The following is a 26,504-nucleotide window of genomic DNA, read 5'->3' as shown; positions in this document are numbered from 1 at the left end:
TCGGGGGGCTCCCCTTTTTTCCTGTATTCACGGAAAGCCCAACGGTCAATGACTGATATTAGCGCAGGTGAGAGTCAAGTACCTCATTTTTCGGGGGTTTCCCGCCAATTCTGCCTCATTTGGCCCTAAAATTCCATCTTTCGGACCTCTAGAGACCCCAAAAACGACGCCCAAAGGTCCGAATTCGGCTCAGGATAAGGTTGAAACCCCTATACATCAGATCAGATTATGGCGACCGAGCCACCGCATGGCCAGTGCACCGAGGGGGATGCGTAGCCAGTAGTTGGCGACGCGGAAGACCAGGGTCGCCGAAATGGCCACGCCTGAGGGCACCCCCGCAAGGCGGAATGCCGAGAAGAGGACCGCCTCGATGGCGCCCAGACCACCCGGTGTAGGTACCGCGGAACCAAGGGTGTTGGCCAGGAGGAAGACGAAGGTGGTCTCGAAGATGTTGGTCCTGCATCCGAAGGCCATCAATGCCGCCCAGAAGCTCATGCCCAGGGCCGCCGACTGGACGACGGACCCCGAGGCGGCCAGGGTGAGCTGACGGGGCTGGGTCAGAATGTCGAGCAGATGGCGGGCGTACGAGGCGACGATTGGCATGAGCTTGTCCATGATCAACCGCCTGGTATAGGGGATGGCCATGGCCAGGGCGGCCACGATGGCCACCACCCCGATGACGATGACCAGGGTGTTGGTGGGGATCATGCCTGAAAGGGTGTTCCTGCCGGTGAAGAGACCGATGACGATCAGGAGGACAAAAGTGGTGGCGAACTGAACCGCCACCACGGCGCTCATGATGGCCGTCGCCATGGTGTTGCCGTATCCGCTCTTGCGCAGGTACTGGAGGTTGACGAAGGCAGGGCCCACACCTGCGGGCATGGATACCGAGGTGAATGAGGAGGCCACCTGGGAAAGGAATATCCCCGGGATATTCCGCTTCTTTTTGTCGACCAGGACCCCGAGGGTGATGGCGCCGCCCACCCAGGAGAAGGACCCCAGCAGGAAGGAGAGCCCCGCCATCCAGGGATTGGCGTTCCTGACGGCCTGGATGACCTGCTGGAGATTGAACTGGGTGAAGATGACGACGACCGCGATGACCAGGAGGACCAGGGCGAGGAAGCTGCGCAGGCTGAATCTGGATAGGGTGACCTGGTCCGTGGTTTCGACCGACTCCGGCGGGGCTAAGGATCGCAGGCGGGCGCGCAGGTCCGACATGACCTGGCGGTTCCATCCGGGCAGGGCCTGGGTCTGGGATGGGATTGCCACCATCTGGATAAAGGGCATCAGGGCAATGAGGGTGTCCTTCCCCCAGGACTCCAATGCAATCCTGACTGTTTCCTCGACACCCAGTGAGGCGGCGATCAGGCTGAGGAGCTGGACCCTGTCCAGGGCGATGTTGGCCGAGGAACTGGCGCTGTCGCTGTTCTCCCAGCCCGCTATGACGGCATGGCCCTCATTGTCGGTCGCCAGGGTGTTCGGGGTGATGCGCCGATGGGTATACCCCCGGCTGTTGGCCCTGGCCAGGAAGTCCATGAGCTGACGGGCCTGGTCGGCATCCAAGAGGTCCGGCTCGATGGATGTCAGGTGGGTATCGTCATAAAACACCAGGATGGATGATTCGGCGCTTTCGGTCAATCCGTAAGGGTGAAGGGCGGATAGGTCAAGGTCGCGCAGTTCGAAGAGGACGGCCATATGGTGTTGCATGGAGTCCATAGCGGAACGGTCACGGCGCATGGAAACCCCGGAGAGCTTGATCCACTGCCACAGCTGCATCAGATAACCGGCGGTATGGAGCTGTCCATCCATGACCGAGACGGTGTACCTGGTTCCGCTCGCGTCCTTGGCCCGGTAGATGCGTGAGGCTTCGATCAGGTCGTCATTCAGGCAGGGGATGGGCTGTCCGTCCTTGTCCATCGTGGCATCAACACGGGTCAGTTCGGTCAGGTCGATGCCGATGGAGGCGACGGCCTGTGCCACGGCCTCCCCCCAGGCACCCTTGTTCTGGGTCCCGACGATGTAGCGGATGACCATGCCGGCTATCCTGCCCAGGAGCAGGGAGACGAGGACCCCGCTGACCGAATTCGAGGAAATGATGATCATGATGACGGCCACTGCATAGAGGGCGTTCCAGCCCCACTTGACCGTGCTTCGGAGGCGGCGAGGCCCGGCGGCGCTCAGAAAGGCCGCCAAGCCGGCATATATGTCGGGCAGAAGAACCGTTGAGCCGAAGGCGTTCTGGGGATTGAAGGATGCAATCAGAGTCGTATTGCGGGTGGAGACAATCAGATTGGAGATGATCAGGACCAGGCTGTACCCAACGAACATGGCCAGGGGTGCGGTAATGGACTGGAGCCACTCCCGGTTGACCAATAGGTGGATCAGAACCGCAAGGACCACGGTTACGGTCACGATCTGCTGGAGGAAGTTGGTGGGTACATCCATGAGCCAGTCCATGGCGTGACCGGCCTGGCGCATGTCCGACTCGACACCCGCGGCCGTTCCCCTCAAATAGACGGCGGCCAGGGTGACCAGCAGCCCCAGAATAAGTGATACCAGGGCACGAAGCAGATCCCCGGCATCATGGACCCGCTGTGGAGGGGTATCCACCACGACGGGGCTGTGTGTGGAAGAGGGTCGATCATTCCGGATTGTCTTCCGGTCTTGGTTGGGAACGTCGGTCATGGTCAGGCGCGGTCGAAGTCCACCAATGTCTCGGCGGCCCCGGTGTAGGAGGACGGGGTCAGCGTCTTGAGCCGTTCGGCCATGGCAGGCTCCAGGTCCAGTGTGTCGATGAAGTCCTCGACGTCCTTCTTGCCGATCTGATGGCCTCGCATCAGCTCCTTGACCCGTTCATAAGGGTCGTCCATGCCGTTCCGGCCGGCAAGACCCGCAGCCCGCATGGCGGTCTGGATGGGTTCGCCCAGGACCTCCCAGTTCTGGTTCAGCTCCTCCTGCATGGCCTTGATGTTGGGGTGGATGGCCGCCAGGCCCCCCTTCAGGTTGTCCAGGGCCAAGAGGCTGTATCCCAGGGCGGAACCGACGTTGCGTTGGGTGGTTGAGTCGGTCAGATCGCGTTGCCACCTGGTCTCGGTCAGCGTGGACGACAGGCTATCCAGAAGGGCGCAGGAGATCTCCAGATTGGCCTCGGCGTTCTCGAAGCGAATCGGGTTGACCTTGTGGGGCATGGTACTGGAACCCGTGGCACCCTTGACCGGCTCCTGGGCGAAGATGCCCCGGGAGATGTACATCCACACGTCAACGGCCAGGTTATGCAGAATCCGTCCGGTATGGCTGATGGCCGAGTACAGCTCGGCCTGCCAGTCGTGGGACTCGATCTGGGTGGTCAGGGGATTCCAGACCAGGCCCATGCGATTGGTGACGAACTCCTTGGAGAGCCGGACCCAATCCACATCGGGAGCAGCGGCCAGGTGGGCGCCGAAAGTGCCAGTGGCCCCGTTGAGCTTGCCTAGATAGTCCTGGTGCCGGATGTGGCCAAGTTGGCGGTTGAGCCGGTATACGTAGACGGCCATCTCCTTACCCAGGGTGGTGGGGGTTGCGGGCTGACCGTGGGTCAGTGCCAGCATGGGCAGTTCGCGATGTGTGACAGCCATTTCGGACAGACGGTCCACAATGGTCTGGGCCGCAGGGAGCCAGACCTGCTCCACTGCGCCACGGATGCACCGGGCGTAAGAGAGGTTGTTGATGTCTTCACTGGTGCAGGCGAAATGGACCAACGACTTCAATCGGGGCAATTGAGTATCGGCTCCCAGGCTTGCCTCGGCCTGTTCCAGACGCCGGTCCAGGTAGTATTCCACGGCCTTGACGTCATGATGGGTCTTCGCCTCGATCTGAGCCAATTCCATGATGCCCTGGCCATCGAAATCCTCGGGTATGGCGCGCAGGTAGGACTGTTCGTCATCGGTCAGAGGCTCAACGCCTGGCAGAACAGGGTGGTTGCCCTGCTCCGGATACCCGTTGGCCAGCAGAATCATCCACTCGACCTCCACCCGCAAGCGCTCGCGGTTCAGGGCCGGTTCGCTCAGATAATCCACCAAAGGTGAGGTCTGCATCCGGTATCGACCGTCGAGAGGACTGAGTGCAATGGCAGGCGTGATTCGGCTCAGGTTCATGACCTCCAGTCTAGGCGAAACCGCCAACCGAACGACATTCACCGCCGGGTTCGGAATGTTCGGCTCCACCTCTTCATCGATCGGCTGGCTGCCTCCCCTCATAGTAGGCGGTCTCCACCAGGTCGCCGCTGGTCGATTGGGCAAAGTGACGGTCCTGTTCGTTTGCCTTGGGCACGCCCTTGTTCAGGGCGTTCCGCCAGGCGGCCCTCTGGTAGTTCATGCCGTGTGTAGATTCCACGGCTTCTGAGGAAAACTCGACAGGTTGCCTGGCATGGGAGCCGTTTACAGAGGCCGGTGAGATGCCTTCGTCCCTCCCACGGACGGTCAGACGGTTGGTTGTATCGGTATTGTCCCGGGCATCCAGGCTGGAGACCAGCTCCTCCTTCATCTCCACGCTGGTGACCCAGGTTTGTGGTGCTATGGGATGGTTGGCGATGGGGGCGCCTGCCGTAACCACGTGTTCGAAGCGGTATTGGTCCGCCATGTCGCTGGACAGGGTGGCAGCCACTATTCCTCCCTGGGAGTGACCGACCAGACTGACCCGGTCTCCGGGTGCTATTCCGGACCTGCGCATGGCCTCCATCACCAGGCGGGTGGATGCGGCCTCCGCACGGGTGCTCGCTGTGTCACTCATGAGTTGGAGATTCTGACCCCATCCTATGGCTGAGTCACGATGGGAACTGGTTCCCGGTATGTAGACCACCCAGTGTGTGCTTCCATCCGTGTCCCTGTACTTTTGAACGGCGACGGTATCGTAGGCGAACCCCTTATCGCGTGAGCCGAGATTCTGTAGGTTCTCCAGGGCCTGGTCGATGCTGTGGGCGCTTCCCAACCCACCGCCGGTCGGACGGACCTGGGTCACCTCCAACCGGTGCTGGGACCCATGGGCGGCCAAACACGACCACTCCGCAATGCGGCCTATGGGGGCCGCCGAACGCGGAGCGATTCGACTGGACAGGTCACTGAGTGCTTCCTGGTGGAGGGAGCCCGTCTTTTTGAGGAATTCCGCCATGGTGATCATATGGCCTTCAAAGAGGGACAGTCCCAGATAACCGGCGATGGATATCCCCGCCGCAGTCAGCAGGTTTCCCACTGGTGTGGGCCAGGAGGGGGTCATGAGAAGGCCTCTCAGGAGCAAGGTTACGAATGACTCCGCTGAAGAGTAAAGGGAGTAGGCCTCGGTCAGGGCCGCAGCCTGGTCGGACAGGATGGTGGCCAGGGTCCGGCAATCGTCGCATCGGCAATCGCAGGTCCTGATGGCGCAGTCGAAGGGGAAGGCTGCGTGCCCTTGAATCAGGACCTGCCCTCCATCTAGGCAGGGACAGGTCTGAATCATCCTGTTTCGTTCCAGCTGCAATCCGGTCAGGTTCCATTCTCCCCGCAAGGACAGGAGGTTGCCGGACAACTGGTTGAGGCTGTCCGCCACGCGGGTCATTTGGTCGAGTTGGACCCGGGTATATCCGCTGGAACTGACCTGGGAGGATACCTGGCGACTCATGCTCGGGTCTCCTCCTCAAGGAGCCGCCTGGCCTGCACCAAGGAGAACAACTGGCCGTCGGCCATGTCGGAGGCTCTGACCAGACCTGCCCTGAACGCCTGGGCGGCCTCGCCTTCCCAGTCGATTGCGCCGGCCTGATCCATCAGGACTCGCGCATCACCCAGCACCCTTTCGGTCTGGTCGATGAGATTGGTCATCGTCTCGAAAGACCTGGCCACGATTCGATGACAGCTGCAGGAGAGCATACGGTCGACGCTTGGTCCGTCCGGTCCTGCAGCCGGTTGCATCGAAAAGGCGGGCGGTGTGAAAGAGGGGGAATCGATCATGGACCAATTCCACCAAGACGGACAGGATGGAGGAACTTCGGGGATAAATGTGGTCGAACGTGCGCAAGGAACCGGATATGCAAGTCGTGGTTCGGTTCAGCGCCAGCTAGTCAGGGGAGCAACAGGCCCGTCGACTGTGGTGCCTTGAAGTTCATGCTTACCACGGCTTGACTGTTTTCGGGTCTTCTTTCCCCTGACTGGTTTGGGGGCCTGTGGACGGATCCTGGACCTGCTGGTTCTGTCTCAGGATTTCGTCCACCTTGTCCTGCTGTTCCTGGGTGAGTCCTTGCTGCCCCTGGCCGTTCTGTTCCTGCAAGTCGGCGGCCTGCCCTTCCTCGCCCTTGGCGACCTCCTGACTGCGAATCTGCCTGGTCACCCTTCTGGTCAGTTTGTCACTGACGGCCTTGCTTTTGTGTATGGCCTGTCTGGTTCCCGGCAGGAGGATCGGACCCAAGGATTCCGCCTGATGGAAGAGCTTGTCGGTCTGGTCCTGGATGGCCTTGATCCTGTCAGGGTCCGCATCGGACCGGTTGGCTTCGGCAATGCTGGTGTTCAGGGACCGGGTGGCCTCATTGTAGGTACTGATGGCGTGGATGTTGGCCAGCCCCCAGACCGCCACCAGGGCCATGACCAGACCCAGGATGACCAGGATTATCCTGACACCCGGCAGGGGTTTCCTGTTTGCTGGTTTTGTTTCCATCCCCGCGGGCTGTTGCTGTTTTGCCGAACTCATAGGAGTCTCCTTGAGGTGCGGATCCAATCGGCCAGTTCCCAGATCAGGAGGGCGGCTTCCACCAAGGTCAGAGGCCAGACCAGTGGTGTGACATGCTGCCGGGTCTTGGTCACCGTGGTCACCCGATACCGCTTCGAGGCCTTGGCCGTGTTCCCGGAATCCAACGTTCGCCCCTGGCCGAGATGCTCGTATGAGCCGCTCATTTCGTCTGCCAAGGCCTTCAGGTTCTTTTCGTCCATGACGGAGATACCGGGCTGACCGGTCTGGGGGTCATTGACCCATTGATCCGCTTCGGTAGGTGGGTTCTCTTCATCGGTGCCCAGGGAGTCCGGGCTGACGGGGATCCGCCCGCCCTCGCTGGAGCCTGTTCCCAGCACGAAGGCATCGTCCAGATAGGCGCGCAAGGCCGAGAAGGAGCGTCTGGAGTGATTGCTTGTCTGCTCACCGTCGGTGATCAGATAGAGCAGTATGCGGTCATCCGGGTGGTGCTCACGGGTCTCCTTCATGGAGAGGACAAGCTGGTCCAGGGGGGCATCCAGGTTGGAGCCCGTCGATTGGGAGGTGGGCTCCGTCCGCAACCCCCGGGCCCAGTTTCCGACGGCCCTGTCATCCGGCGTCAGGGGAAGGTCCAGGGTGCCGGATGCCCCAAAGCGGAGAGCCGCGAAAGAGGCATCCGGATAGGCACTGGTCAGGTCGGCAACGGCGAGGCGCGCGGCTTCCAGACGTGAGATGCCGGTGTGATCCCCGTAGGCGGCATCCTTGACGGACATGGATCCTGTCACGTCGACCGCTATATATACATCGGTGGCGTTGACTGCCCGGTTGGTGGTCTGACTGACTGAGCTGGGTGTCAGAACCATAAGAGCCAGGACGAGCACCATGGCCGTTCGCCGCACCATCGACAGGGTGCCTGCGTCCGTATGGCCCCTGGTCCTGTGGTGGGCGATGGGGATGGATATTGCCAGGATCACGAGGACAGAGGCCAGTATTCCTCCACCCACCCATCCCAGGGAGGGGGACAGGGTCAGACCGTTCAGGATGTTCACCGCTTCAGCCTCCAGACCAGAATCAGGTATCCGCCCAGGGTCAGGCTCATGGCAAGGACCCACCAGCCGGGGGAGTCCACCTGACTCGATTGCCTGATGGTGCCCGGGTTGCCGCCATGGCGTTGTTCGATCTGCCTTACCAGTGAGTCGATGGAATCACCGTTCTGTTGAAGCAGGAATATGCCTTGGTGCGATTCGATCAGACGGCGCATCTCCTGGGTGCTGTCGTCCGAGATGCTCTCCTTGGGGCCCGAATAGAGGCCGTCCACGGCGATTCCGGTTCTTGAGGTCAGATTGAGGGCCTCCTCCAAGGTGTACGTCGGCTCTCCCGAGACCACGTTGTCGGTGGCCAGGACCACCGAGGCGGCGCGCCCCTTACCCTGTTGCTTACCTGCATCCTTGGTGGTGAAACCGGGAAGGAGGCTGGCGCAGCCGATGAGACCATCGCCGATCAGGGAGGTGGTGTCCTTGCGGTTCTGGGTTCCTTCCAGCCAATCGCTGACGTCCTGGTACTGCTGGTCGCTCATCTTGTCGATTTCGTCCTGGGATTGGACCCCTTTGAGGATGTCGTTGGCCCTGCGCAGTTCCTTGGTGACCATGTCGTAGTCGTCTGTCAGGGGGAAGACTGTGCGCGAGGTGGAATTGAAGATGCTCAGAGCGATTCGTTCCCCCCTGAACCTCCCGACCAGGTCCAGGTAGGATGCCAGGACCTGTTGGTCATATGGGAGGGTGGAACCGGAGACGTCCAGGCAGAGAACGATATCCCTGCTGTGACCGGTTTCCTGGGTCGCATCGACGGTTGAAGGACGTCCTGCCAGACCGATACCGGCCAGGAGGGTCAGAATCAGGAGCAGGCAGGCCAGACGACCCAGACTCCGCCACTGGCGGAAGAGCCCGACACCGGCCTCGGTATTCAGGTCATCGTCCAGGCTCCAGACCTCGATCCGTGCCTCTTCCTGCTTGTTGTTCCGTCCATGGACATCTCGCCTGGATTCGACCCAGAAGACCGCCAGGGCCACCACTATGGATACTGCCAGGACCAGGGCCATGATCCAGGGCCAGCGCCAGGTCACCTGACCGATGCTCATCAGCGCCACCTTTCGATCAGGGCCCGTACCCACTCGGCGGCCTGGTCCACGGAGACGGGGGAGGAGCCGCTCATTTCAGCCGGCGGAGCGAATTCCGGCGGATACAGAGCGTCGATGGTCTGACGGAGGAGGTCAAGCCCCTGTGACGTACTGCTGGTTCTGGGCTGGATTTTGATCTCTGTCAGGGTCTTCGCGCTCATATCCCGGCTCCATGCCTGGGAGGCGAACCGGCGGGCTATCCCCGCCAGATCCTTCAAGGTCTGATCCCGTGTTGACTTGCCGGCCTTGTAATCGGTGACGACCTGATCGATTCGGGCCAGGCAGTCCTCCTTGGGGCTGACCTGCACAAGGCTGCTCCTGGATTTTTCCTGTACCTGGCGGAATCGGGGGAGGAATATGGCCAGGGCAATCGTCAGAACGGCAAGGAAGATGCAGATCAGAGTAAGTCCGAGGAGCCATCCGGGCTGTTCCATGGAGGGAAGGGGTTCAAGTTTCTGAGCTGATATCGGTTGGTTCTGCATGGGTGTCACCGGCCCGTCCTCCCAAGTCCTGAAATCAAGCCGGGCCGTCCTGGGGGATTCCCCATGGAAGACGCGGGCAAGGCGACCGACAAAAGATGGATGAACTGATCGAACATGGTCTGACTGGATTCGGCCCTGACCAGTGTGGAACCACTCCGGGCCAGTTCTTGCTTCAGGGCGGCGGCCATGTATTCCCGGTGCACCGCCACCTCCTGCCCGGTACGCTCGGTCTGCAGGAAGGCCGGGACCTTTCGGCCGGTCTGGGCCTCATAGACCGGGCCCGGCCCGCCCTCCGCGCGTAGGGGGTTGAGGAGGCGTACGGAGACCAGGTTGAGCGGGTGGGTCTGGGCCAATCGGTGAATCATGTCCAGATGGTCCCCGTTCAGGGCGGTCTCGTCCGTGGCCAGGACCAGGAGGGAGTGCCTGTCCTGGAGCCTGTTGGCATAGTCCAGGAGAGCCTCGATGTTCCTGCCCGTGCTTTGGCGGTTCAGGAGGGTTCGGTCAAGGGTCTGCTCGAACTGGGCGAATCCTCCGTGGCAGGGTATACGGGTGATGGTGGAGCTGTCGGCCAGGACCAGGCTTACCTCGTCGGATCGTCTCAGCGAGAGTGCCGCAAACATGCAGAGCGCATTGGCTGCGACCTGTATCGCCTGCTCGCCACTGGGGCAGGTGCCGGTCATCTCCCGTCCGACGTCGAGGAGGAGCCAGACCTTGCTGGTCAGCTGTCGCTCCTTGTCGACCACCATGGGCCTGCCTATCTTGGCTGAGGATTTCCAGTCGATCAGCCGGGTTTCATCGCCGGGCTCATAGGCCCGGATTCCGGCCGTATCATACCCGTTTCCACGTAACCCCGAGGGGTGTTCCCCCTCGAGGATTCCCATGGCCTTGCGTACGGTGGGCAGGCTCAAGCTGGACCCCAGTGCTTCGATTCGCCGTCTGACCGGGTCCTGGTGTCCGCGGTCACCGATCATGGCACAGGCACCGTTTCCAGGATGGTGTCGATGATGTCATCGCTGCTGATTCCATCGGCCATGGCCTCGAAGGTAAGCAGGATGCGGTGGCGGAGGACCTGGTGGGCGAAGCCCTTCAGGTCCTCGGGAACGACAAAGTCGCGTCCGCTGATCAGGGCCTGGGCCTGTCCGATGCGGATCAGGGCGATTGATGCTCGGGGGCTGGCACCGAGGCGGACCTTTGAAGAGAGTCCCTGGATGGGCTTGGGGCCGCTGCCTCGACTGGTCGCCACCAGATCGACCGCGTACTGCATGATTGGCTCGGCCACGTGGACACGACGGGCGCTGCGACGGAGGAACTCCACGTCGGCGATGGTCAGCCTGCCCTGCTCGTCAGCCAGGGGCATGTCTGTTCCCCGGGAGGTCAGGAGCTGAAGCATCCGAGTTTCCTGGTCCTTGTCGGGGTAGGTCATGACGGCTTTCAGCATGAACCGGTCCATCTGGGCTTCAGGCAGGTTGTATGTGCCCTCCTCCTCGATGGGGTTCTGGGTGGCGATGACCATGAAAGGTTGGGGGAGGGCAATCCGCTGACCGCCGATGGTCGTGGCCCCTTCGGCCATGGCCTCCAGCATTGCCGACTGGGTCTTGGCGTTGGACCGGTTGATTTCGTCCAGCAGGACGAAATTGGCGTGGATGGGTCCCAGCTGGGTGGAGAAGCGCTGATTGGAGAAGTCGTAGACCTGGGTGCCCACCAGATCCGAGGGCATCAGGTCGGGTGTGCACTGGACCCGCTTGAAACTACCCGAGACCGAGGTTGCCAGGGTCTGGGCGGCCGTTGTCTTGGCTAGTCCGGGTACGGACTCGATCAGAATGTGACCCGAGGCGACCAGGGTGGCGATCATGGCCTCACGCAATCCCTCTTGCCCGACCAGGTTCTTGGCGAACCGGGTTCGAATCCGGTCAACCAGCTGCCGGGAGCGTTGCAGGTCGTCACCGCTTACCAGTGGTGTGGCCTGACGCGGTTGAGGCTGCGGCTGGGGTTTAGGCGATTGTTGTGTGCCTGCACTTGGTCTTGGTGGGAATAAAGACATAGGTGCCATGGTAACGGTCTTTCCTGACGAGGGTCGAAAAGCCGCATGGAAAGACTCCTGACCGGGCAGGGTTTGGTCAGGTCAGGGACCAGTCAATCGGACTGGTCCCCATGCTCTCAAGGGCTTGGTTGGCCTTGGAGAAGGGTTTGGATCCGAAGAACCCGTACCGTGCGGACATGGGGCTGGGATGGGGCGATTTGATGATGGCCGCCTTGGTCAGGAGGGGTTCCAGGCTTTGCGCCTGCCTGCCCCAGAGGATGGCCACAAGAGGAAGGGGTCGCCCCTGGGCATCCTGCCGGTCGTTCAGGGCCCTGATGGCCTCATCGGTGATTTCCTCCCAACCCTTGTTGCGGTGGCTGGCGGGTTTGCCCACCTGAACGGTCAGGCATCGGTTCAGGAGCATGACACCCCGTTGGGTCCAAGGGGTCAGATCTCCATTGGAGGGGGTGGGCAGACCCAGGTCGTCGGTCAGCTCCGTATAAATATTGCGCAGTGAACCGGGAATGGGACTGACTGCCGGGTCCACGCAGAAACTGAGGCCGACAGGATTGCCGGGGGTGGGGTAGGGGTCCTGGCCGACTATCAGAACCTTGATGGAGTCAAAGGGGATCGTGAATGCCCGGAGGATGTTCCTGCTTGCCGGCAGGTATCGGTGCCCCTGTGCCAATTCCTGGCGCAGGAAATCACCCATGTGGTGGATGTTCGGTTCCACGGGGGCCAGAGCCTTGGCCCAGCCCGGATCGACCAGCTCGCCCAGGGGCTTGCGGCGGGTGTTCCCCTGTCCTTCCTTGACGGCCTGGCGGGTATCTGGCGAACTGGGGGCCGGCTCGCCCGAAGGGGTTGGAGATGACTGGTCTGTGCTCATGTGGACACTATAACGCGCCTGGGAATCGTATGGACAGGTGGGGTATGCAGGGTCATGACCTGGCTGCTCGCTAAGCTTACATATAATAGTGCCGGTTTCAGGCGAGCAGAGGAGTGTTTCATGGCTAGCATTCAGGCGGGTCAGACCGACAAGTCCCCACAGGGTCAGGATGAATTCGACAATCCGCCCAAGGGGCCTGTGGGTGTGCATCGCGGTCCCAAGTCCCTGTGGATCAGGGCACTGCCATACCTGATTGTGGTTCTTCTTGCCGTCGTGTGCGGTGTGGGCGTCTGGGCGGGTGTCAGTGGATTCCTTCCCTGGCAGCAGCAGAAGCCTGCGTCGACCTCTCAGGCCATCAAGAAGCCCTCCATCAGCAGGAAATCGACCTCCACGCCGAGCGAGAAGACAGAGGAAACCACATCGGCCCCGTCTTCGCCGGTTCAGGAGCCTAGTCAGACACCCTCCACGCCGGCCCCGGTGATCGACAAGAACACCCGGGTGCTGATCGTCAATGGCACAGGTGTAAGCGGCTATGCGGGAGGCAAGCGCCAGATTCTGGTCAATGCCGGGTATGGTGCGGTCACTGCGAGCAACCCGACGGGGAGCCTGCCTGCGTCCGATGTGGTCTGGTACCAGAATGAGGCCGACAAGGCGACCGCTCAGGATGTGGCTGCCCAGCTCGGTATCGCCCAGGTCGAGCAGATGGCCGAGGCCGGAAGCCCCGTTGAGGTTGTACTGATGCACTAGACTGCCTGCCCTTGCTGTCCGCATGGTATCGGTTCTCCCTGGCGAGGATGTCTCACAGTTCGGTACGGCGTGTTTTGCTTTTCTTCCGAGGTTTGCCGTACAATAATTTTGCCGACCAGACAGATGCGGTCAGTCTCGTGTCTGCTGTGACGCGGCACCTATGTTAAGGAAGTTAGTTATGGCACAAGGCACTGTGAAATTCTTCAGCGCTGGCAAGGGTTACGGATTCATCAACCCCGACGATGGCGGGGAAGATGTCTTCGTCCACTATTCGGCTATTCAGTCGGATGGTTTCAAGACCCTTGATGAGGGAGATAAGGTCGAATATCAGGTTGAGCAGGGCCCGAAGGGCCTTCAGGCAACCGAGGTCGCCAAGATCTGATTGTCGTTCTGAATTCGTCTTTTTCATAAAGGCCCTGGTCTGACTGGGGTCTTTTTTTATGCCGATATTACGGTGGTGGATTCCGGTCGGAGAAGGTGCGTTTCTAGCCAGAAGCATATTTGACTATCCGTGTTGGCAGTCGGCGGGTTCGAGTGCTAATCTGCTGAATTAGCACTCGAGGTGTGGGAGTGATAACGAGGCAGCTGACGGTTTCGTCCATTCCGCATCGACGGTGGGTCATATACCTCAAGCCATTACGGAGGAAGCAACGATGGCAAAAATCATTGAGTATGACGAGGAAGCTCGTCAGGGAATGCTGGCCGGTCTGGACAAGCTGGCCGACACCGTCAAGGTCACCCTGGGACCCAAGGGCCGTAACGTGGTTCTGGACAAGTCCTACGGCGCACCGACAATCACCAACGATGGTGTCTCCATCGCCAAGGAGATCGACCTGGAGGATCCTTACGAGCGCATCGGCGCCGAGCTGGTCAAGGAAGTTGCCAAGAAGACCGATGACGTTGCAGGTGATGGCACCACCACCGCTACCGTTCTGGCCCAGTCCCTGGTCCACGAGGGTCTGAAGAACGTGGCAGCCGGATCCAACCCGATTGCCCTCCGTCGTGGCATCGAGAAGACCGCTGACGCCATCGTCAAGGAACTGATCGCCCAGTCCAAGGATGTCGAGACCAAGGACCAGATTGCGGCCACCGCGACCATTTCCGCCGGCGACCCCGAGATTGGTGCTGAGATTGCCGAGGCCCTCGACAAGGTGGGCCAGGATGGTGTGGTCACCGTCGAGGACAACAACCGCTTCGGTCTGGACCTGGAGTTCACCGAGGGTATGCGTTTCGACAAGGGGTACATCGCCCCCTACTTCGTCACCAACAATGACGAGCAGACGGCTGTTCTGGACGACCCCTACATTCTGCTGACCTCGGGTAAGGTCTCCAGCCAGCAGGACGTGGTGCACATCGCCGAGCTGGTCATGAAGACCGGCAAGCCCCTGCTGATTGTTGCCGAGGACGTCGATGGTGAGGCTCTGCCCACTCTGATCCTCAACAAGATCCGTGGAACCTTCAACTCCTGCGCTGTCAAGGCTCCCGGCTTTGGCGACCGTCGTAAGGCCATGCTGCAGGATATGGCCATCCTGACGGGCGCACAGGTCGTCTCCGAGGAGCTGGGTCTGAAGCTCGACTCCATCGATATGAGCGTCCTGGGCACCGCCAAGAAGGTCATCGTCTCCAAGGACGAGACCACCATCGTTTCCGGTGGCGGTTCCAAGGACGAGGTGTCCGCCCGCGTGGCCCAGATCCGTTCCGAGATTGAGAACACCGATTCCGATTACGACCGCGAGAAGCTCCAGGAGCGTCTGGCCAAGCTGGCCGGCGGTGTCGCCGTTATCAAGGTCGGTGCGGCAACCGAGGTTGAGGCCAAGGAGCGCAAGCACCGCATCGAAGATGCCGTCCGCAACGCCAAGGCCGCCATCGAGGAGGGCCTGCTGCCCGGCGGTGGTGTCGCTCTGGTCCAGGCTGCTGCCAAGGCCGAGAAGACCGTCAAGCTCGAGGGCGACGAGGCCACCGGTGCCTCCATCGTCTTCCGTGCCATCGAGGCTCCGATCAAGCAGATTGCCGAGAACAGCGGTGTCTCCGGTGACGTAGTCATCAACGAGGTCCGTTCCCTGCCTGCCGGACAGGGCTTCAACGCGGCCAACAACGAGTACCAGGATCTCCTGGAGGCCGGTGTCGCCGACCCCGTCAAGGTGACCCGTTCCGCCCTGCAGAACGCCGCTTCGATCGCCGGGCTCTTCCTGACCACCGAGGCCGTTGTCGCCAACAAGCCTGAGCCCCCGGCACCCGCTGCCCAGCCTCAGGCCGACATGGGCTACTGATAGTCCTGAGGACTTCTTGACCCTGACCTGAAGGCAGAGCCAAGAAGTCCGGGTTATCGTTACAAACAGACCGCCGTTTCCTCGCAAAAGGGAGCGGCGGTCTGTTGTATATCGTTGAGTTTCGCTAGGGGGTTGTCTTCTCAGGAGCCGGCAAAGAGCCGGGTGGCTTGGTCCTCGGTGTCTGCGTAGAGGCTGGATGCCTGGGTCAGAGCCGATTGAATCCCTTCAAGGGATTCCTCCATTTGCTGTTGGGAGGCTCTCCACTGCTCAGCCACCGCACTGAACTGAGTGGCAGCCCCGCCCCTCCAGACGTTCTGCAAGTTGCCCAGGTTCGTATACATACCTGACACTGCATCGCGTATGGAGCCAATCGATGAACTGACCGCTCCGGCTGCGGATTGCATCTCTTCCGAGTCGACTTGAAACTGAGACATGACTGTCCTTTCCATAGGTAAGTGGTGACACCTGCAAGACAACGCAAAGAAGAACCACTACTCTGTAACCTATGGCAGCTCAGCACGGAAATTATCTCTCACCCGTCCATGTGGTCGAACGTGGTATCAGCAACATCCTTGATTCACGCAGGGGGCAACCAGCTCGATTTGCTCGCCGCTTTGCCCTCCTTCTCGTCGTGGCCTTGCTCATCCTCCCGCTGGTCGGAGGGGTGGACGCCAGAGCCGAGGAAGGCCAGTCGGACTCAGGGGAAGGAACCATCTCGGAGCAGATAACCGATACCCAGAACCTCCTAGGCTCCGATGTCGGATCGATTACCGATGCCATCAAGTCGACGAAGGAGGAAACGGGGGTATCCGTTCGCCTTCTCTATCTGCCCAGCTTCTATCAGAAAATGAAGCCGGAGGATTGGGCCAAGCAGGTGCTGGCATCCATGAAACCGGCCCCCAACACGGTCCTCCTGGCCGTAGCGTCCCAGGACGGCAAGTTGGTCGTGGCCGTCTCCAACAACTCAGATGAGTGGCTGCGTGACCAGAAGACCGTCGATCAACTCTCCCAGGATGCCCTCGGTCCGATCAGCAAGGCCGGCAATCCCGACTGGGTCGGTTCGGCCAAGGCCCTGATGGATGGAATCTCACGAATCGATGCGCAGCGCAAGCAGCAGCGACAGGTCACCATCATCCTTGTTGTTCTCGCGGTTGTCGTGGTTCTGGGGGTTGGTGCATTCCTGCTGATTCGGAAGAGGCGGAAAAAGTCCGGGAGCGTCGTTGAAGCAAAGCGAGACGTTGATACGGGAAAGAAAGCTGCGAATGACGCGGGTAAAGAGACTGTGTCCAAGGCCGGAACTGAGCGTGATGGCGGGACCGACACCCTTGACGGCATGAAGAGCGTTGATGCCGGTGATTCGGCCGATGCCAGATTTGCGCCTCGCCGGGAGGACGAGGACAAAACCCGGCCCGGAGCCAAGTAGCCGGTCCGCTTCCACAGGTCTTGATGAGGTTTCAGCAGGTTTTCAGATAACCTTCAGGAAAGGGCGGCAATCTTAGGGCATGAGCAAACCAACCGAAGCACGCCTGGTCGTTGTAGATGACGAGCCTTCCATCAGGGATCTTCTGGTGGCCTCCCTCCACTTTGCTGGATTTGAGGTGACCACTGCGGCATCGGGTTCCGAAGCCATCGAGGTCATAGAGAAAACCAAGCCGGACCTGATTGTTCTGGACGTGATGTTGCCCGACATCGATGGTTTCACGGTTACCTCCCGCATTCGCCAGGAGGGGATTGACGCGCCGGTCCTCTTCCTCACCGCCCGGGACGACACCCAGGACAAGGTCATGGGGCTGACCGTGGGCGGGGACGACTACGTCACCAAGCCCTTCAGTCTGGAAGAGGTCGTTGCCAGGATCAAGGCCATCCTTCGCCGCACCAGGGAGCATGAGGAGGACGACCCCCTGATCAGGGTGGGAGATCTGGAGATCAATGAGGACTCCCACGATGTGACCCGCGCAGGTCAGCCCATCGGTCTGAGTCCCACCGAGTACAAGTTGCTGCGCTATCTGATGGACAACGAAGGAAGGGTCCTGAGCAAGGCGCAGATTCTGGATCATGTATGGCAGTATGACTGGGGCGGTGACGCAGCCATCGTCGAGTCCTACATCTCCTACCTGCGCAAGAAGGTGGACGGCATCAAGGTCAAGGATCAGGATGGTCGCCTCCGCAAGGTGACCCCGCTGATTGAAACCAAGCGCGGCATCGGCTATATGATTCGCAGTCCCAAGGATTCAACCTCGCCTCTGACAGGGGACTGAGGCCGAACGGCGGCAGGTATGAAGTCATCAACGTACAGAGCGCCCGTCAGACCCGAGGGCGGACAGCAGGGGCAGAGGCGACCACGCCATGATTCACTCCTGGCGGGCATACCCCTGAGTACCAAGTTGGTGGCCTCCATGCTGATTCTTCTCATCGTGGGTACGGTCGGCATCTCGGTGGCCATCTGCCAGATGGCCGATGATTACCTGATGAAGAAGACCGATACCCAGCTGATTCGTCAGGCCAACCTGGGCATTAGGAATGCCACACTTCTCAAGCAGGAGGACCTGAGCAAGAGTGGTCTCGGGCCAACCGATTACTTCCTGCAGATTCGTGACGACCAACTGCAGATCATCGCCGATGACCTCAACCCCATGCAGTTCAACGGGGTTGTTTCCCGGCCCAGGCTGCCTGCCAACGGCACCATGGGGTCGATACCCCTGGGGCAGCCGACCACGGTCCCCGCTTATGTAAAGGTGAATTCGAAGGCATCGCCGGATCGGGATTCCCTCAAACGGGCCGGGGCCTCATGGCGGGTCGTGACCATGCAGTGGAGACTGCACAGCGACCTGGAGGACTCCGATATCAGCGGGGTGCTCTACATCGGTCTGTCCATGAGCGACCAGAATGAGGCCCTTCATGCCCTAACCACCTTCTGCCTGGTCATGTCGGTGATTGTCGTTCTCCTCGGTGGGGTCGTGTCAGCCCTGCTCATCCAATCCACCCTGGTGCCTCTCAAACGTATAGAGAAGACGGCTGCCATGATTGCCGCGGGCAACCTGCACCAGCGCATTCCCAGCTTCCCCGAGAACACCGAAGTCGGATCCCTGGCCGCGTCCCTGAATGTCATGCTGGCCCGGATAGAGCAATCCTTCAATGAGCAGAAGCGGACCACCGAGAAGATGAAACGCTTCGTCTCCGATGCCAGCCACGAGCTGAGAACACCCCTGGCCGCCATCCATGGATATGCCGAACTGTATCGGATGCAGCGCGCCTACCCTGGGGCCCTGGAAAGGGCCGATGAATCGATCAGACATATCGAGGACTCCAGCAGCCGGATGACCGACCTGGTCTCCGACCTCCTCTCCCTGGCCAGACTGGACGAGGGTAGGGGTATCAATACCAACCTTCCGGTCGATATGACCGGCCTGGTGCGGGACTCGGTGGATGATCTGCATGCTCTGGACCCGGAGCGTCAGATCATCTGTGGAACCGTCACGGTGGTGACCGATACTCGCGAGGACCCGTCTTCGCCTCCCGCTCCCAAGGGGCGGGGATCAGCCAAGGGCAAGGGGCGCGTTCGCACAAAGCCGGTCGGTCGTGTCGGGGTGGTCACCTCTCTGTCCCTTCAGGAGGGTCCACTGCCGGGGGTTGAGGTTGTGGGAGATCCCAGTCGCCTGCGTCAGGTGGCGACCAACATCGTAGGGAACATCCATCGATACACACCCTCCGATTCGCCGGTCCAGGTATCGATGGGGCTCCTCAACGCGGCCATACCCCCTGAGGCCATGGCCAGGCTGGGGTCTGACGAAACAGGCATGGCGCATTTCCTCGATGCGGTGCAGGTGGCTCAGAACAGTCGTGTGGGCACTCCCTATCTGGTTCTGCGCTTCATCGACCATGGGCCGGGTGTGCCAGCGGAATCCAGGGCGAGGCTCTTCGAACGCTTTTATACGGCAGATCCCTCCCGCGCCAGGGAAAAGGGAGGGACCGGCCTGGGGCTGGCCATCGTCCAGTCCATCGTCAAGGCACATCGTGGGCTGATATGCGTGGAGGAGACCCCGGGTGGCGGGTTGACCTTCACCATGGTGATTCCGCAGGGCCAGGTTGAGTCTCTTCGGCAGACCCCGGGGTCGCCCGAGCCGGACAGGCCGGGACGACAGAGCCCGCACTCGCAGGAGTCGGTACGGACCTCTCAGGGGTTGAGGACTCATCCTGAGCCGCCGAAACAGCAGGTTGGGAGCTCGGGCTGTACGCCTTTGACGTGATGGCCCCACATGCACAGGGCATTGGGCTAGACTGGACAGGTATGCAGCAAGGCCGGTAAAACGGCTCGGAATCATCCAGTGAGGAAGTGCCAGACTATGCCCAGTGGGAAAGTGCGTTGGTTTGATGCCAATCGTGGGTTCGGTTTCATCACGGGCGATGAGGGTCAGGACGTTTTCCTTCCTGCCTCCGCCCTTCCTGCCGGCATCTCCACGGTTCGAAAAGGTGCCCGTGTGGACTTCTCTGTTGCCGAGGGGCGCAAGGGGCCCCAGGCCTTGGACCTGAAACTGGTGGGTTCCGCACCCTCGATCGTCAAGGCCACCCGGCCCGCCCCGGATGACATGGCCGCCATAGTCGAGGACCTGATCAAGCTGTTGGATTCCGCGGGCAATGGTCTGCGACGACATCATTATCCCGCCCCTGCGGAGTCGAAGAAGCTGGCCACCCTGCTCAGGGCGGTGGCGGACGACTTCGACGTACCTGCGTGAATCACGGCGGGGCAGGAAGAGACATGGGCCGGCCTGGTGCCGGGCCCATCAGAGTATGAAGGTGTGATACATGGCTGAAGTGGATTTTGACCCCGAGGAACTGGCCAGGAGCGTGGCTTTGAGTGTGGCCTCCAAGAGTTCCGAGGTGGGCGATTTCATCACCAGCACCATGCTTGAGGACGGTGTGTACGACTACCGGTTCGACTCCCATATCACCGGGTATGAGGGTTGGCAGTGGTCGGTGACCCTCTATCATGACCAGGATGCCGATACCTGGACCGTTGATGAGTCCTCCCTCATTCCCTCGGCCGAAGCCCTGCAACCGCCCAAGTGGATTCCCTGGAAGGATCGGCTGCTTCCCTCCGACCTGAGCGTGACCGATGCCATGGGGACCGACCCGGATGACCCGAGACTTGTCAAGGGATACGAGGCTCCCCAGGTCGAGGAGCCCTCTGACAGGGAGACGGAATCGGACCCTGAATCGAATCCGGGTCAGGAGACCGCTACCAAGAATGATGAGGGCGGGTCAGGTGCCGTTTTCCGCATCGACGATGAATCCGGCACCGGTCAGTCAGCGGCGGAAGATGAGCCGGATCTGGACGGTGAAGGCGATCCACAGACCTCTCAAGAGGATTTGGAAGAGGTCGTCGACGAGTTGATCCTGAGCCGCCGTCACGTCATGACCGCCGAGGCGCGAGCAGCGACAGCCAAGCGTTGGTATGAGGGGCAGCATGGCCCCAAGTCCCTGTCGACAAGGACGGCCAAGGGCAATGCCTGTGAAACCTGTGGGTTCCTGATTCCCCTCAAGGGGGAGCTGGGCACCATGTTTGCCGTCTGTGCCAATCGGTGGAGCCCCGATGACGGGCGGGTGGTGTCCCTGGACCATGGCTGTGGGGAACACTCGGAGATTCTGCCCCAGGAGGATACCCACCTATGGGTCCAGTCCGAGCCTGCCTTTGATGACCTTCATATTGATGTGGTCCGCCAGAAGCCCCGTGAGGAGCGGCCCGAGGTGGAGCTGATGGAGGAGCTGACCGCCGAAGAGGATGAGGCCGAGTCCGAACTGGAATAGGAATCCCTGGTTGGAACACCTGGGTTAAGGCCTGATATTCCAACGCTTTGCGTTGAGAGCGCAATCAGGGGCAGGTCGAGAATAAACGTCACCGCGAATCTGTAGAGTGAGGTACAGATCAAAGGGAAGGACAAGTATGTTCGAACGGTTTACCGACCGTGCGCGGCGGGTGATTGTGCTGGCGCAGGAAGAGGCCCGCACCCTTCAGCACAATTACATCGGCACCGAGCACCTCCTGCTGGGCCTGATCCGCGAGGGGGACGGTGTTGCCGCAAAGGCCCTGGCTTCCAAGGGTGTTGAACTGGAAGCGACCCGCAAGCAGGTCGAGGAAATGATCGGCAAGGGCAATGCCGCTCCCAATGGGCATATTCCCTTTACACCACATGCCAAGCAGGTTTTGGAGCTCTCACTCAGGGAGGCTCTGCAGCTGGGACACTCCTACATCGGTACCGAGCACATTCTGCTGGGCCTTATTCGAGAGGGCGAGGGCGTCGGCACCCAGGTCCTGATCAAGATGGGCGTGGACCTGGGAGACCTGCGGACAGCCACGATTGACATGATTCGCGGCAACCACGAGGGCGGGGAGTCCGGCAAGGGCGACCTGGCCAACGCTGGTGGGGTGCAGAACAAGGGCGGGCAGACCGGTTCCGCCATCCTTGACCAGTTTGGCCGAAACCTGACCCAGGAAGCCGCCGAAGGCAAACTTGACCCGGTCATTGGGCGTGCCAACGAGATAGAGCGGGTCATGGTGGTCCTGTCCAGGCGCACCAAGAACAACCCGGTCCTGATTGGCGAGCCCGGTGTGGGCAAGACGGCCGTGGTCGAAGGTCTCGCGCAGAAGATTCATGAGGGTGACGTTCCGGAGACCTTGAGGGGCAAGCAGGTATATTCTCTTGATCTCGGCTCCATGGTGGCCGGTTCCCGATACCGGGGTGATTTCGAAGAGCGGCTGAAGAAGGTCCTCAAGGAGATCAAGACCCGCGGCGACATCATCCTTTTCATCGACGAGATTCACACCATCGTCGGTGCCGGCTCCGCGGACGGTGCCCTGGGTGCCTCCGATATGCTCAAGCCCCTATTGGCCCGTGGCGAGCTTCAGACCATAGGTGCCACCACCACCGACGAGTACCGCAAGTACATCGAGAAGGACGCTGCCCTGGAGAGGCGGTTCCAGCCCATCCAGGTCTCCGAGCCGACCATCGCCCAGACCATTGAGATACTCAAGGGTCTGCGTGGTCGCTACGAGCACCACCACCACGTCACCATCACCGACAAGGCCCTGCAGTCGGCTGCGGAACTGTCCTCCAGGTATATCCAGGACCGTAACCTGCCCGACAAGGCCATCGACCTGATTGATGAGGCCGGTGCCCGGCTTCGTATCAAGCGTCTGACCGCACCGCCTGAGCTCAAGGAACTGGATGCCAAGGTCGATAAGGTCTCTGCCCAGAAGGACCAGGCCATAAAGGACCAGGACTTCGAAAAGGCCGCTGAACTGCGTGACAGCCAGGAAAAGCTTGAGGCCGAGCGCAAGGAGAAGGAGAAGGCCTGGCGCCAGGGCGAGTCCGATGTCAAGATGGTTGTGGATGAGGATGTCATCGCCGAGGTGGTCTCTTCGACCACAGGAATTCCGGTCTTCAAACTCACCCAGGCCGAGTCCAAGAAGCTTCTGGGCATGGAGAAGGAGCTCCACAAGCGGATCATCGGTCAGGATGAGGCCGTTTCCGCCCTGTCTCGCTCCATCCGCCGCACCCGAGTCGGCCTCAAGGATCCCAAGCGTCCCGCCGGTTCCTTCATCTTCGCCGGCCCGACCGGTGTGGGCAAAACCGAGCTGGCCAAGTCCCTCGCCCGGTTCCTCTTCGACGATGAGGACGCCTTGATTCGCGTCGACATGTCGGAGTTCTCGGAGAAGTACGCGGCTTCCAGGCTCTTCGGTGCCCCTCCGGGGTACGTCGGATACGAGGAGGGTGGCGAACTGACCGAGAAGGTCCGTCGCAAGCCCTTCTCCGTGGTCCTCTTCGATGAGATCGAAAAGGCCCACCCGGACATCTTCAACACCCTCCTCCAGGTCCTGGATGACGGGCACCTGACCGATGGGCAGGGACGGACGGTGGACTTCAAGAACACCATCATCATCCTGACCACCAACCTGGGTACCCGTGACATCGCCAAGGCGGCCAACACCGGCTTCAACGCTTCGGGCAACACCGAGACCTCATATCAGCGGATGAAGGACCAGGTGACCAGTGAGCTCAAGCAGCAGTTCAGGCCCGAGTTCCTGAACCGTCTGGACGATATCATCGTCTTCCAGCAGCTGACCGAGCCCCAGGTGCGCCAGATCGTGGATTTGGATGTCAACCAGCTCAATGACCGTCTCTTCGAGCGTCATATGTCGCTGGATCTGAGCGCCAAGGCCAAGGATCTTCTGGCGGAGAAGGGCTTCGACCCGCTCCTCGGTGCCCGGCCCCTGCGTCGTGTCATCCAGCGTGACATAGAGGATGCCATCTCTGAGAAGATCCTCATGGGCGAACTCAAAGACAATGAGTCGGTCCGTGTGGATGCCGAAGGCGAGGGTATCCTGGGCGAGTTCACCTTCAAGGGTGTGCCCTTCGAAGGTGGGGACGAGGATGCATCAGGGGAGCGGGAGCCAGAGCTGGTACGTGCTCAGGTTTCCACCTCGACCGAGGATGATTCGGACTCTGACCTTGCCCAGCCGGAACAGGCGGACAGTGAATCATCCGAGCTTCCGGGTTCCGGGTCTGATGGAACCCCTGCACAGGAGTGATATGAGTTCCCACTGAAACCGTGCTGTCATACGGCAGCAAGTAGATTGTAATCAGGAAGGGACGGAGCCGTAATGGTTCCGTCCCTTTTTTACGTGGCGCTTAACCTACCGACACACTGAAGCTTCGCAGGTGCCTGTCAGAGGAAAATCAGGACCACCAGGAGAGCGAGGTAGACGGCGACCAGAGTGATGAACCCGTAATCGATGCCACGCATCCGGGAGATCCGGTAGTGGGTGCGACCCCTTCCTCCATGGTAGGAGCGGGCATCCAGTGCCTGTCCCAGATTGTCTGCATGGCGCAGGGCCGGCGGCGAAGACCGGTATGATGATGGCGGCCATGGCCCGTGCCCGTCGGGAGGGGCTGCCGCTTTCGATGCTTCCACCTCTGGCGGCCTGGGCTTCACGGATGGACTGCATCTCCCGAACCAGCGTCGGGATGAACCGCAGAGCCAGGGAGAGGACCAGGGATATCTCGCTGGTATGGACTCCGAGCCTGCCCAGGGGCGAGAGGAGGGACTCGAAGGCGTCGGTCATCTGTGTCGGCGTTGTGGTCATGAGCAGGAGGGCCCCCAAAAGGAGGACAAGGCCAAACCGGCAGGTATATACCAGAGCGGCCCATAGCCCCTGGTCGGTGATGATCAACGGTCCCCATCGGGTCAGGGCGGTGCCGTCTCGGGTAACCAGGAGATTCAGCAGGGCAACCAGTACCAGGAGGGCCAGGAGTCCACTGACCGATTTCATCAGTTTCAGCGGCGATATTCGCGCCGCCATGATGATTGCCAGAGTGACCAACGCTCCCAGGATGAGCTGCGGCCCAGTGCCGATGAAGAAGGAGGTGACCATGAGCATCAGGAAGCAGACCACCTTGGCTCGGGGATCCAGGCGAGCAATCAGGGAAGACCCGTCCGCCTGGTCTTTTGCCTTGCTCTCGGATGCTGGTTCTTCGATTTGTTCGGTCCCGGAGTCCTCCTCGTGGTTTCCCGAAGAGCTGATATGGGCCCGTAGGTCGTGGTAATCCTTGAGAACCTTCCCCACGTTGCCGTGCGAGACCATGTGTCCCTGGTTCATGAGGAGGGCCTGGTCGGCCAGGCGGATGACCTCTTCTTCATCATGGGTGATGAGAATGATCGTCACACCCTCACCTTGGAGGCGCTCCAACACGGTCATGATGGTTTCGGACGCCTTGGGATCCAGACCGGCCGTCACCTCGTCCAGTACCAGAATCTTCGGAGATGTGGCCAGAACGCCAGCCAAGGCGACCAGGCGCTGCTGACCACCGGAAAGGTCGAAGGGGGAGCGGTCGGACAGCTCCTCCAATCCCAGCAGGGTGAGAACCTGTTTCACGCGTAGGGCGGTATCCCCCTTGTCGAAACCGAGATTGCCGGGGCCATAGGCCACATCCTGCGCCACGGTTTCGGCGAAGAGCTGGTGTTCGGGCTTCTGCATCACATATCCCACCCGCTGTCGCAGCATGCCGAGCCGACGGTTGCGGGCCCGTCGCGGGGTGTTTCCCCCAACGGTCAGCGGTATTCCCGCTACTGAGAGATCCCCCTCGGTCGGGCGAATCAGTGCACAGATCAACCGGGCAAGGGTTGATTTGCCGGAACCGTTGGGACCTAGTATGGCCAGGGTCCGCCCCTTTTCCAGTCTCAAATCGAGGTGATCCACCACCTGGCGTCTTCCCTCACCGAACCTGTAGGAAAGGCCCTTGGCCTCCACAGCGGGTTCCTCTTCGTCGGAGGTGTCGTGCCGGTGCTCGGTGCGCTGGCCCAAACCGACTCCGGATGTGTTGGCATCCCAATCGGCCGTATGCCTACCTGCCCCTGATGCGGGGGAGTCGGTGTTGAGTTGCCGGTACAGGGTGGGCAGCGCCTGGTCGGGAGGACCGTCGGCGATGATGCGACCCTGATCGAGGACAATCACCCTGCTGGCAGTGCCGGCCTCGTCGAGATGATGGGTGATGTGAACCACCGTCTTACCCTGCTCGGCCATGGTGGCCATGATGGTGGAGATTCTGCTTCGACCGGACGAGTCCAGCATGGCGCCCGGCTCGTCCATCACCAACATGTCAGGGTCCATGGCCAGGGCACCGGCAATGGAGACCCGCTGCTGCTGGCCGCCGGACATCCTGGTCGGGTCAGACCGTTCGCGGCCGGACAGATCGACCTCCTTGAGAGACCTCACGACGGACGCCTGCATGGCAGGTCGTGCCATGCCCTGATTCTCCGGTCCGAAGGCAACGTCATCCTCAGTGACGGTGGTGACTATCTGATCCTCCGGATTCTGGAACACCATCCCGATGCCTTCCCTGACCTGGCGGTAGGCATCGGTGTCCACCCGTTCGGCCCAGGGGCGGGCGGAGTCGAATACAACCTGCCCTCTCAGTTCGATGCGTCCCCGGTCAGGTGCCAGGGCGCCGGCCAGCAGGAGGGCAAGGGTTGACTTGCCTGACCCATTGGCTCCGACGACGGCAACCCGTTCTCCTCGATGGATGGTCAGGCTCACATGGTCGAGTACCCAGGTTCGACCCTGGTCATAGCTGAAAGAGACCTCGTCCAGGACGGCCAAGGGTTCGTCGTCCCGAATCGTCTGTACCGGTTTATAACTCACGGTTCGTCCAATCCCTGCTGATGAAGCTGTTCCTGAACT

General features: G+C 60.9%; 22 protein-coding genes. 9 read left to right on the top strand and 13 right to left on the bottom strand.

The annotated features are described in order from the left end of the window. Nucleotides 1-216 precede the first annotated feature (216 nt). The 11 genes from bcor_RS04630 to bcor_RS04580 all read right to left on the bottom strand — a co-directional run bounded on the left by bcor_RS04630 (nt 217) and on the right by bcor_RS04580 (nt 12,251). Nucleotides 217-2,613, bottom strand: a complete 2,397-nt coding sequence (locus bcor_RS04630; RefSeq protein ID WP_238548538.1) for a lysylphosphatidylglycerol synthase transmembrane domain-containing protein — start codon at nt 2,611-2,613, stop codon at nt 217-219. Nucleotides 2,614-2,687: 74 nt separating this feature from the next. Continuing rightward, entirely contained in the window at nt 2,688-4,133 is a 1,446-nt protein-coding gene (gene purB, locus bcor_RS04625) for an adenylosuccinate lyase (protein WP_033498092.1), read from the bottom strand. Between the two features lie 73 nt (nt 4,134-4,206). After that, nucleotides 4,207-5,631, bottom strand: a complete 1,425-nt coding sequence (locus bcor_RS04620) for a PGAP1-like alpha/beta domain-containing protein (protein ID WP_051875680.1) — start codon at nt 5,629-5,631, stop codon at nt 4,207-4,209. Next, a complete protein-coding gene (locus bcor_RS04615) occupies nt 5,628-5,849 on the bottom strand; it encodes a hypothetical protein (RefSeq protein ID WP_146208236.1) in 222 nt (73 codons plus the stop codon). The genes bcor_RS04620 and bcor_RS04615 overlap by 4 nt, the downstream gene beginning before the upstream one ends. A gap of 265 nt (nt 5,850-6,114) precedes the next feature. Then, nucleotides 6,115-6,690 (bottom strand): DUF6466 family protein, encoded by a 576-nt coding sequence (locus bcor_RS04610; RefSeq protein WP_033490386.1) that lies wholly within the window; start codon nt 6,688-6,690, stop codon nt 6,115-6,117. Continuing rightward, nucleotides 6,687-7,727 (bottom strand): vWA domain-containing protein, encoded by a 1,041-nt coding sequence (locus bcor_RS04605; RefSeq protein WP_033498095.1) that lies wholly within the window; start codon nt 7,725-7,727, stop codon nt 6,687-6,689. The genes bcor_RS04610 and bcor_RS04605 overlap by 4 nt, the downstream gene beginning before the upstream one ends. A 5-nt stretch (nt 7,728-7,732) precedes the next feature. Then, nucleotides 7,733-8,824 (bottom strand): VWA domain-containing protein, encoded by a 1,092-nt coding sequence (locus tag bcor_RS04600; RefSeq protein WP_033490384.1) that lies wholly within the window; start codon nt 8,822-8,824, stop codon nt 7,733-7,735. Then, the gene (locus tag bcor_RS04595) at nt 8,824-9,297 is read right to left on the bottom strand and encodes a hypothetical protein (protein ID WP_148303962.1); all 474 of its coding nucleotides are present in this window, start codon (nt 9,295-9,297) and stop codon (nt 8,824-8,826) included. Before bcor_RS04595 ends, bcor_RS04600 begins: the two co-directional genes overlap by 1 nt. A 53-nt stretch (nt 9,298-9,350) precedes the next feature. Then, nucleotides 9,351-10,316, bottom strand: a complete 966-nt coding sequence (locus bcor_RS04590) for a DUF58 domain-containing protein (protein WP_033498007.1) — start codon at nt 10,314-10,316, stop codon at nt 9,351-9,353. Next, nucleotides 10,313-11,386 carry an AAA family ATPase gene (locus bcor_RS04585; RefSeq protein WP_033490381.1) on the bottom strand — a complete coding sequence of 358 codons (1,074 nt, stop codon included), beginning with the start codon at nt 11,384-11,386 and terminating at the stop codon, nt 10,313-10,315. The genes bcor_RS04590 and bcor_RS04585 overlap by 4 nt, the downstream gene beginning before the upstream one ends. 76 nt (nt 11,387-11,462) lie before the next feature. Next, complete coding sequence (locus bcor_RS04580) at nt 11,463-12,251, bottom strand: uracil-DNA glycosylase (RefSeq protein WP_081870353.1); 789 nt, start codon at nt 12,249-12,251, stop codon at nt 11,463-11,465. A 120-nt stretch (nt 12,252-12,371) separates the two neighbouring features. On the opposite strand from bcor_RS04580, the gene bcor_RS04575 reads away from it, so the two are divergent. From bcor_RS04575 to groL, 3 genes are all read left to right on the top strand, one after another. Next, nucleotides 12,372-12,998, top strand: a complete 627-nt coding sequence (locus bcor_RS04575) for a LytR C-terminal domain-containing protein (protein WP_051875678.1) — start codon at nt 12,372-12,374, stop codon at nt 12,996-12,998. 178 nt (nt 12,999-13,176) lie between these two features. After that, nucleotides 13,177-13,380 carry a cold-shock protein gene (locus tag bcor_RS04570; RefSeq protein WP_033490377.1) on the top strand — a complete coding sequence of 68 codons (204 nt, stop codon included), beginning with the start codon at nt 13,177-13,179 and terminating at the stop codon, nt 13,378-13,380. Nucleotides 13,381-13,651: 271 nt separating this feature from the next. Further along, on the top strand, nt 13,652-15,268 hold the full coding sequence (gene groL / locus bcor_RS04565) for a chaperonin GroEL (RefSeq protein ID WP_033490376.1): 1,617 nt from the start codon (nt 13,652-13,654) through the stop codon (nt 15,266-15,268). 140 nt (nt 15,269-15,408) lie between these two features. On the opposite strand, the gene bcor_RS04560 is transcribed toward groL, so the two are convergent. Continuing rightward, complete coding sequence (locus tag bcor_RS04560; protein WP_033498012.1) at nt 15,409-15,702, bottom strand: WXG100 family type VII secretion target; 294 nt, start codon at nt 15,700-15,702, stop codon at nt 15,409-15,411. A 71-nt stretch (nt 15,703-15,773) separates the two neighbouring features. On the opposite strand from bcor_RS04560, the gene bcor_RS07265 reads away from it, so the two are divergent. The 6 genes from bcor_RS07265 (at nt 15,774) to bcor_RS04530 (ending at nt 23,855) form a co-directional block, all read left to right on the top strand. Continuing rightward, nucleotides 15,774-16,691 (top strand): TPM domain-containing protein, encoded by a 918-nt coding sequence (locus tag bcor_RS07265; RefSeq protein WP_051875677.1) that lies wholly within the window; start codon nt 15,774-15,776, stop codon nt 16,689-16,691. A gap of 79 nt (nt 16,692-16,770) precedes the next feature. Next, nucleotides 16,771-17,526: a response regulator transcription factor gene (locus bcor_RS04550; RefSeq protein ID WP_033498014.1), complete on the top strand. Its 756-nt coding sequence runs from the start codon at nt 16,771-16,773 to the stop codon at nt 17,524-17,526. Nucleotides 17,527-17,544: 18 nt separating this feature from the next. Then, nucleotides 17,545-19,515 (top strand): sensor histidine kinase, encoded by a 1,971-nt coding sequence (locus bcor_RS04545; protein WP_081870352.1) that lies wholly within the window; start codon nt 17,545-17,547, stop codon nt 19,513-19,515. A 96-nt stretch (nt 19,516-19,611) separates the two neighbouring features. Then, nucleotides 19,612-20,001 (top strand): cold-shock protein, encoded by a 390-nt coding sequence (locus tag bcor_RS04540; RefSeq protein ID WP_033498016.1) that lies wholly within the window; start codon nt 19,612-19,614, stop codon nt 19,999-20,001. Nucleotides 20,002-20,071: 70 nt separating this feature from the next. Continuing rightward, entirely contained in the window at nt 20,072-21,073 is a 1,002-nt protein-coding gene (locus tag bcor_RS04535) for a DUF3027 domain-containing protein (RefSeq protein WP_033498018.1), read from the top strand. Nucleotides 21,074-21,209: 136 nt separating this feature from the next. Further along, nucleotides 21,210-23,855 carry an ATP-dependent Clp protease ATP-binding subunit gene (locus bcor_RS04530; protein WP_033490370.1) on the top strand — a complete coding sequence of 882 codons (2,646 nt, stop codon included), beginning with the start codon at nt 21,210-21,212 and terminating at the stop codon, nt 23,853-23,855. 105 nt (nt 23,856-23,960) lie between these two features. On the opposite strand, the gene bcor_RS04525 is transcribed toward bcor_RS04530, so the two are convergent. Beyond that, nucleotides 23,961-26,465, bottom strand: coding sequence for an energy-coupling factor transporter ATPase (locus bcor_RS04525; protein WP_051875676.1), 2,505 nt, complete (start codon nt 26,463-26,465; stop codon nt 23,961-23,963). Between the last annotated feature and the right edge of the window lie 39 nt (nt 26,466-26,504).

The organism is Bifidobacterium coryneforme (genome assembly GCF_000737865.1).
In the GTDB taxonomy this organism is placed as follows: Bacteria; Actinomycetota; Actinomycetes; order Actinomycetales; family Bifidobacteriaceae; genus Bombiscardovia; species Bombiscardovia coryneformis.
This window is presented reverse-complemented; position numbering and strand designations above follow the sequence as displayed.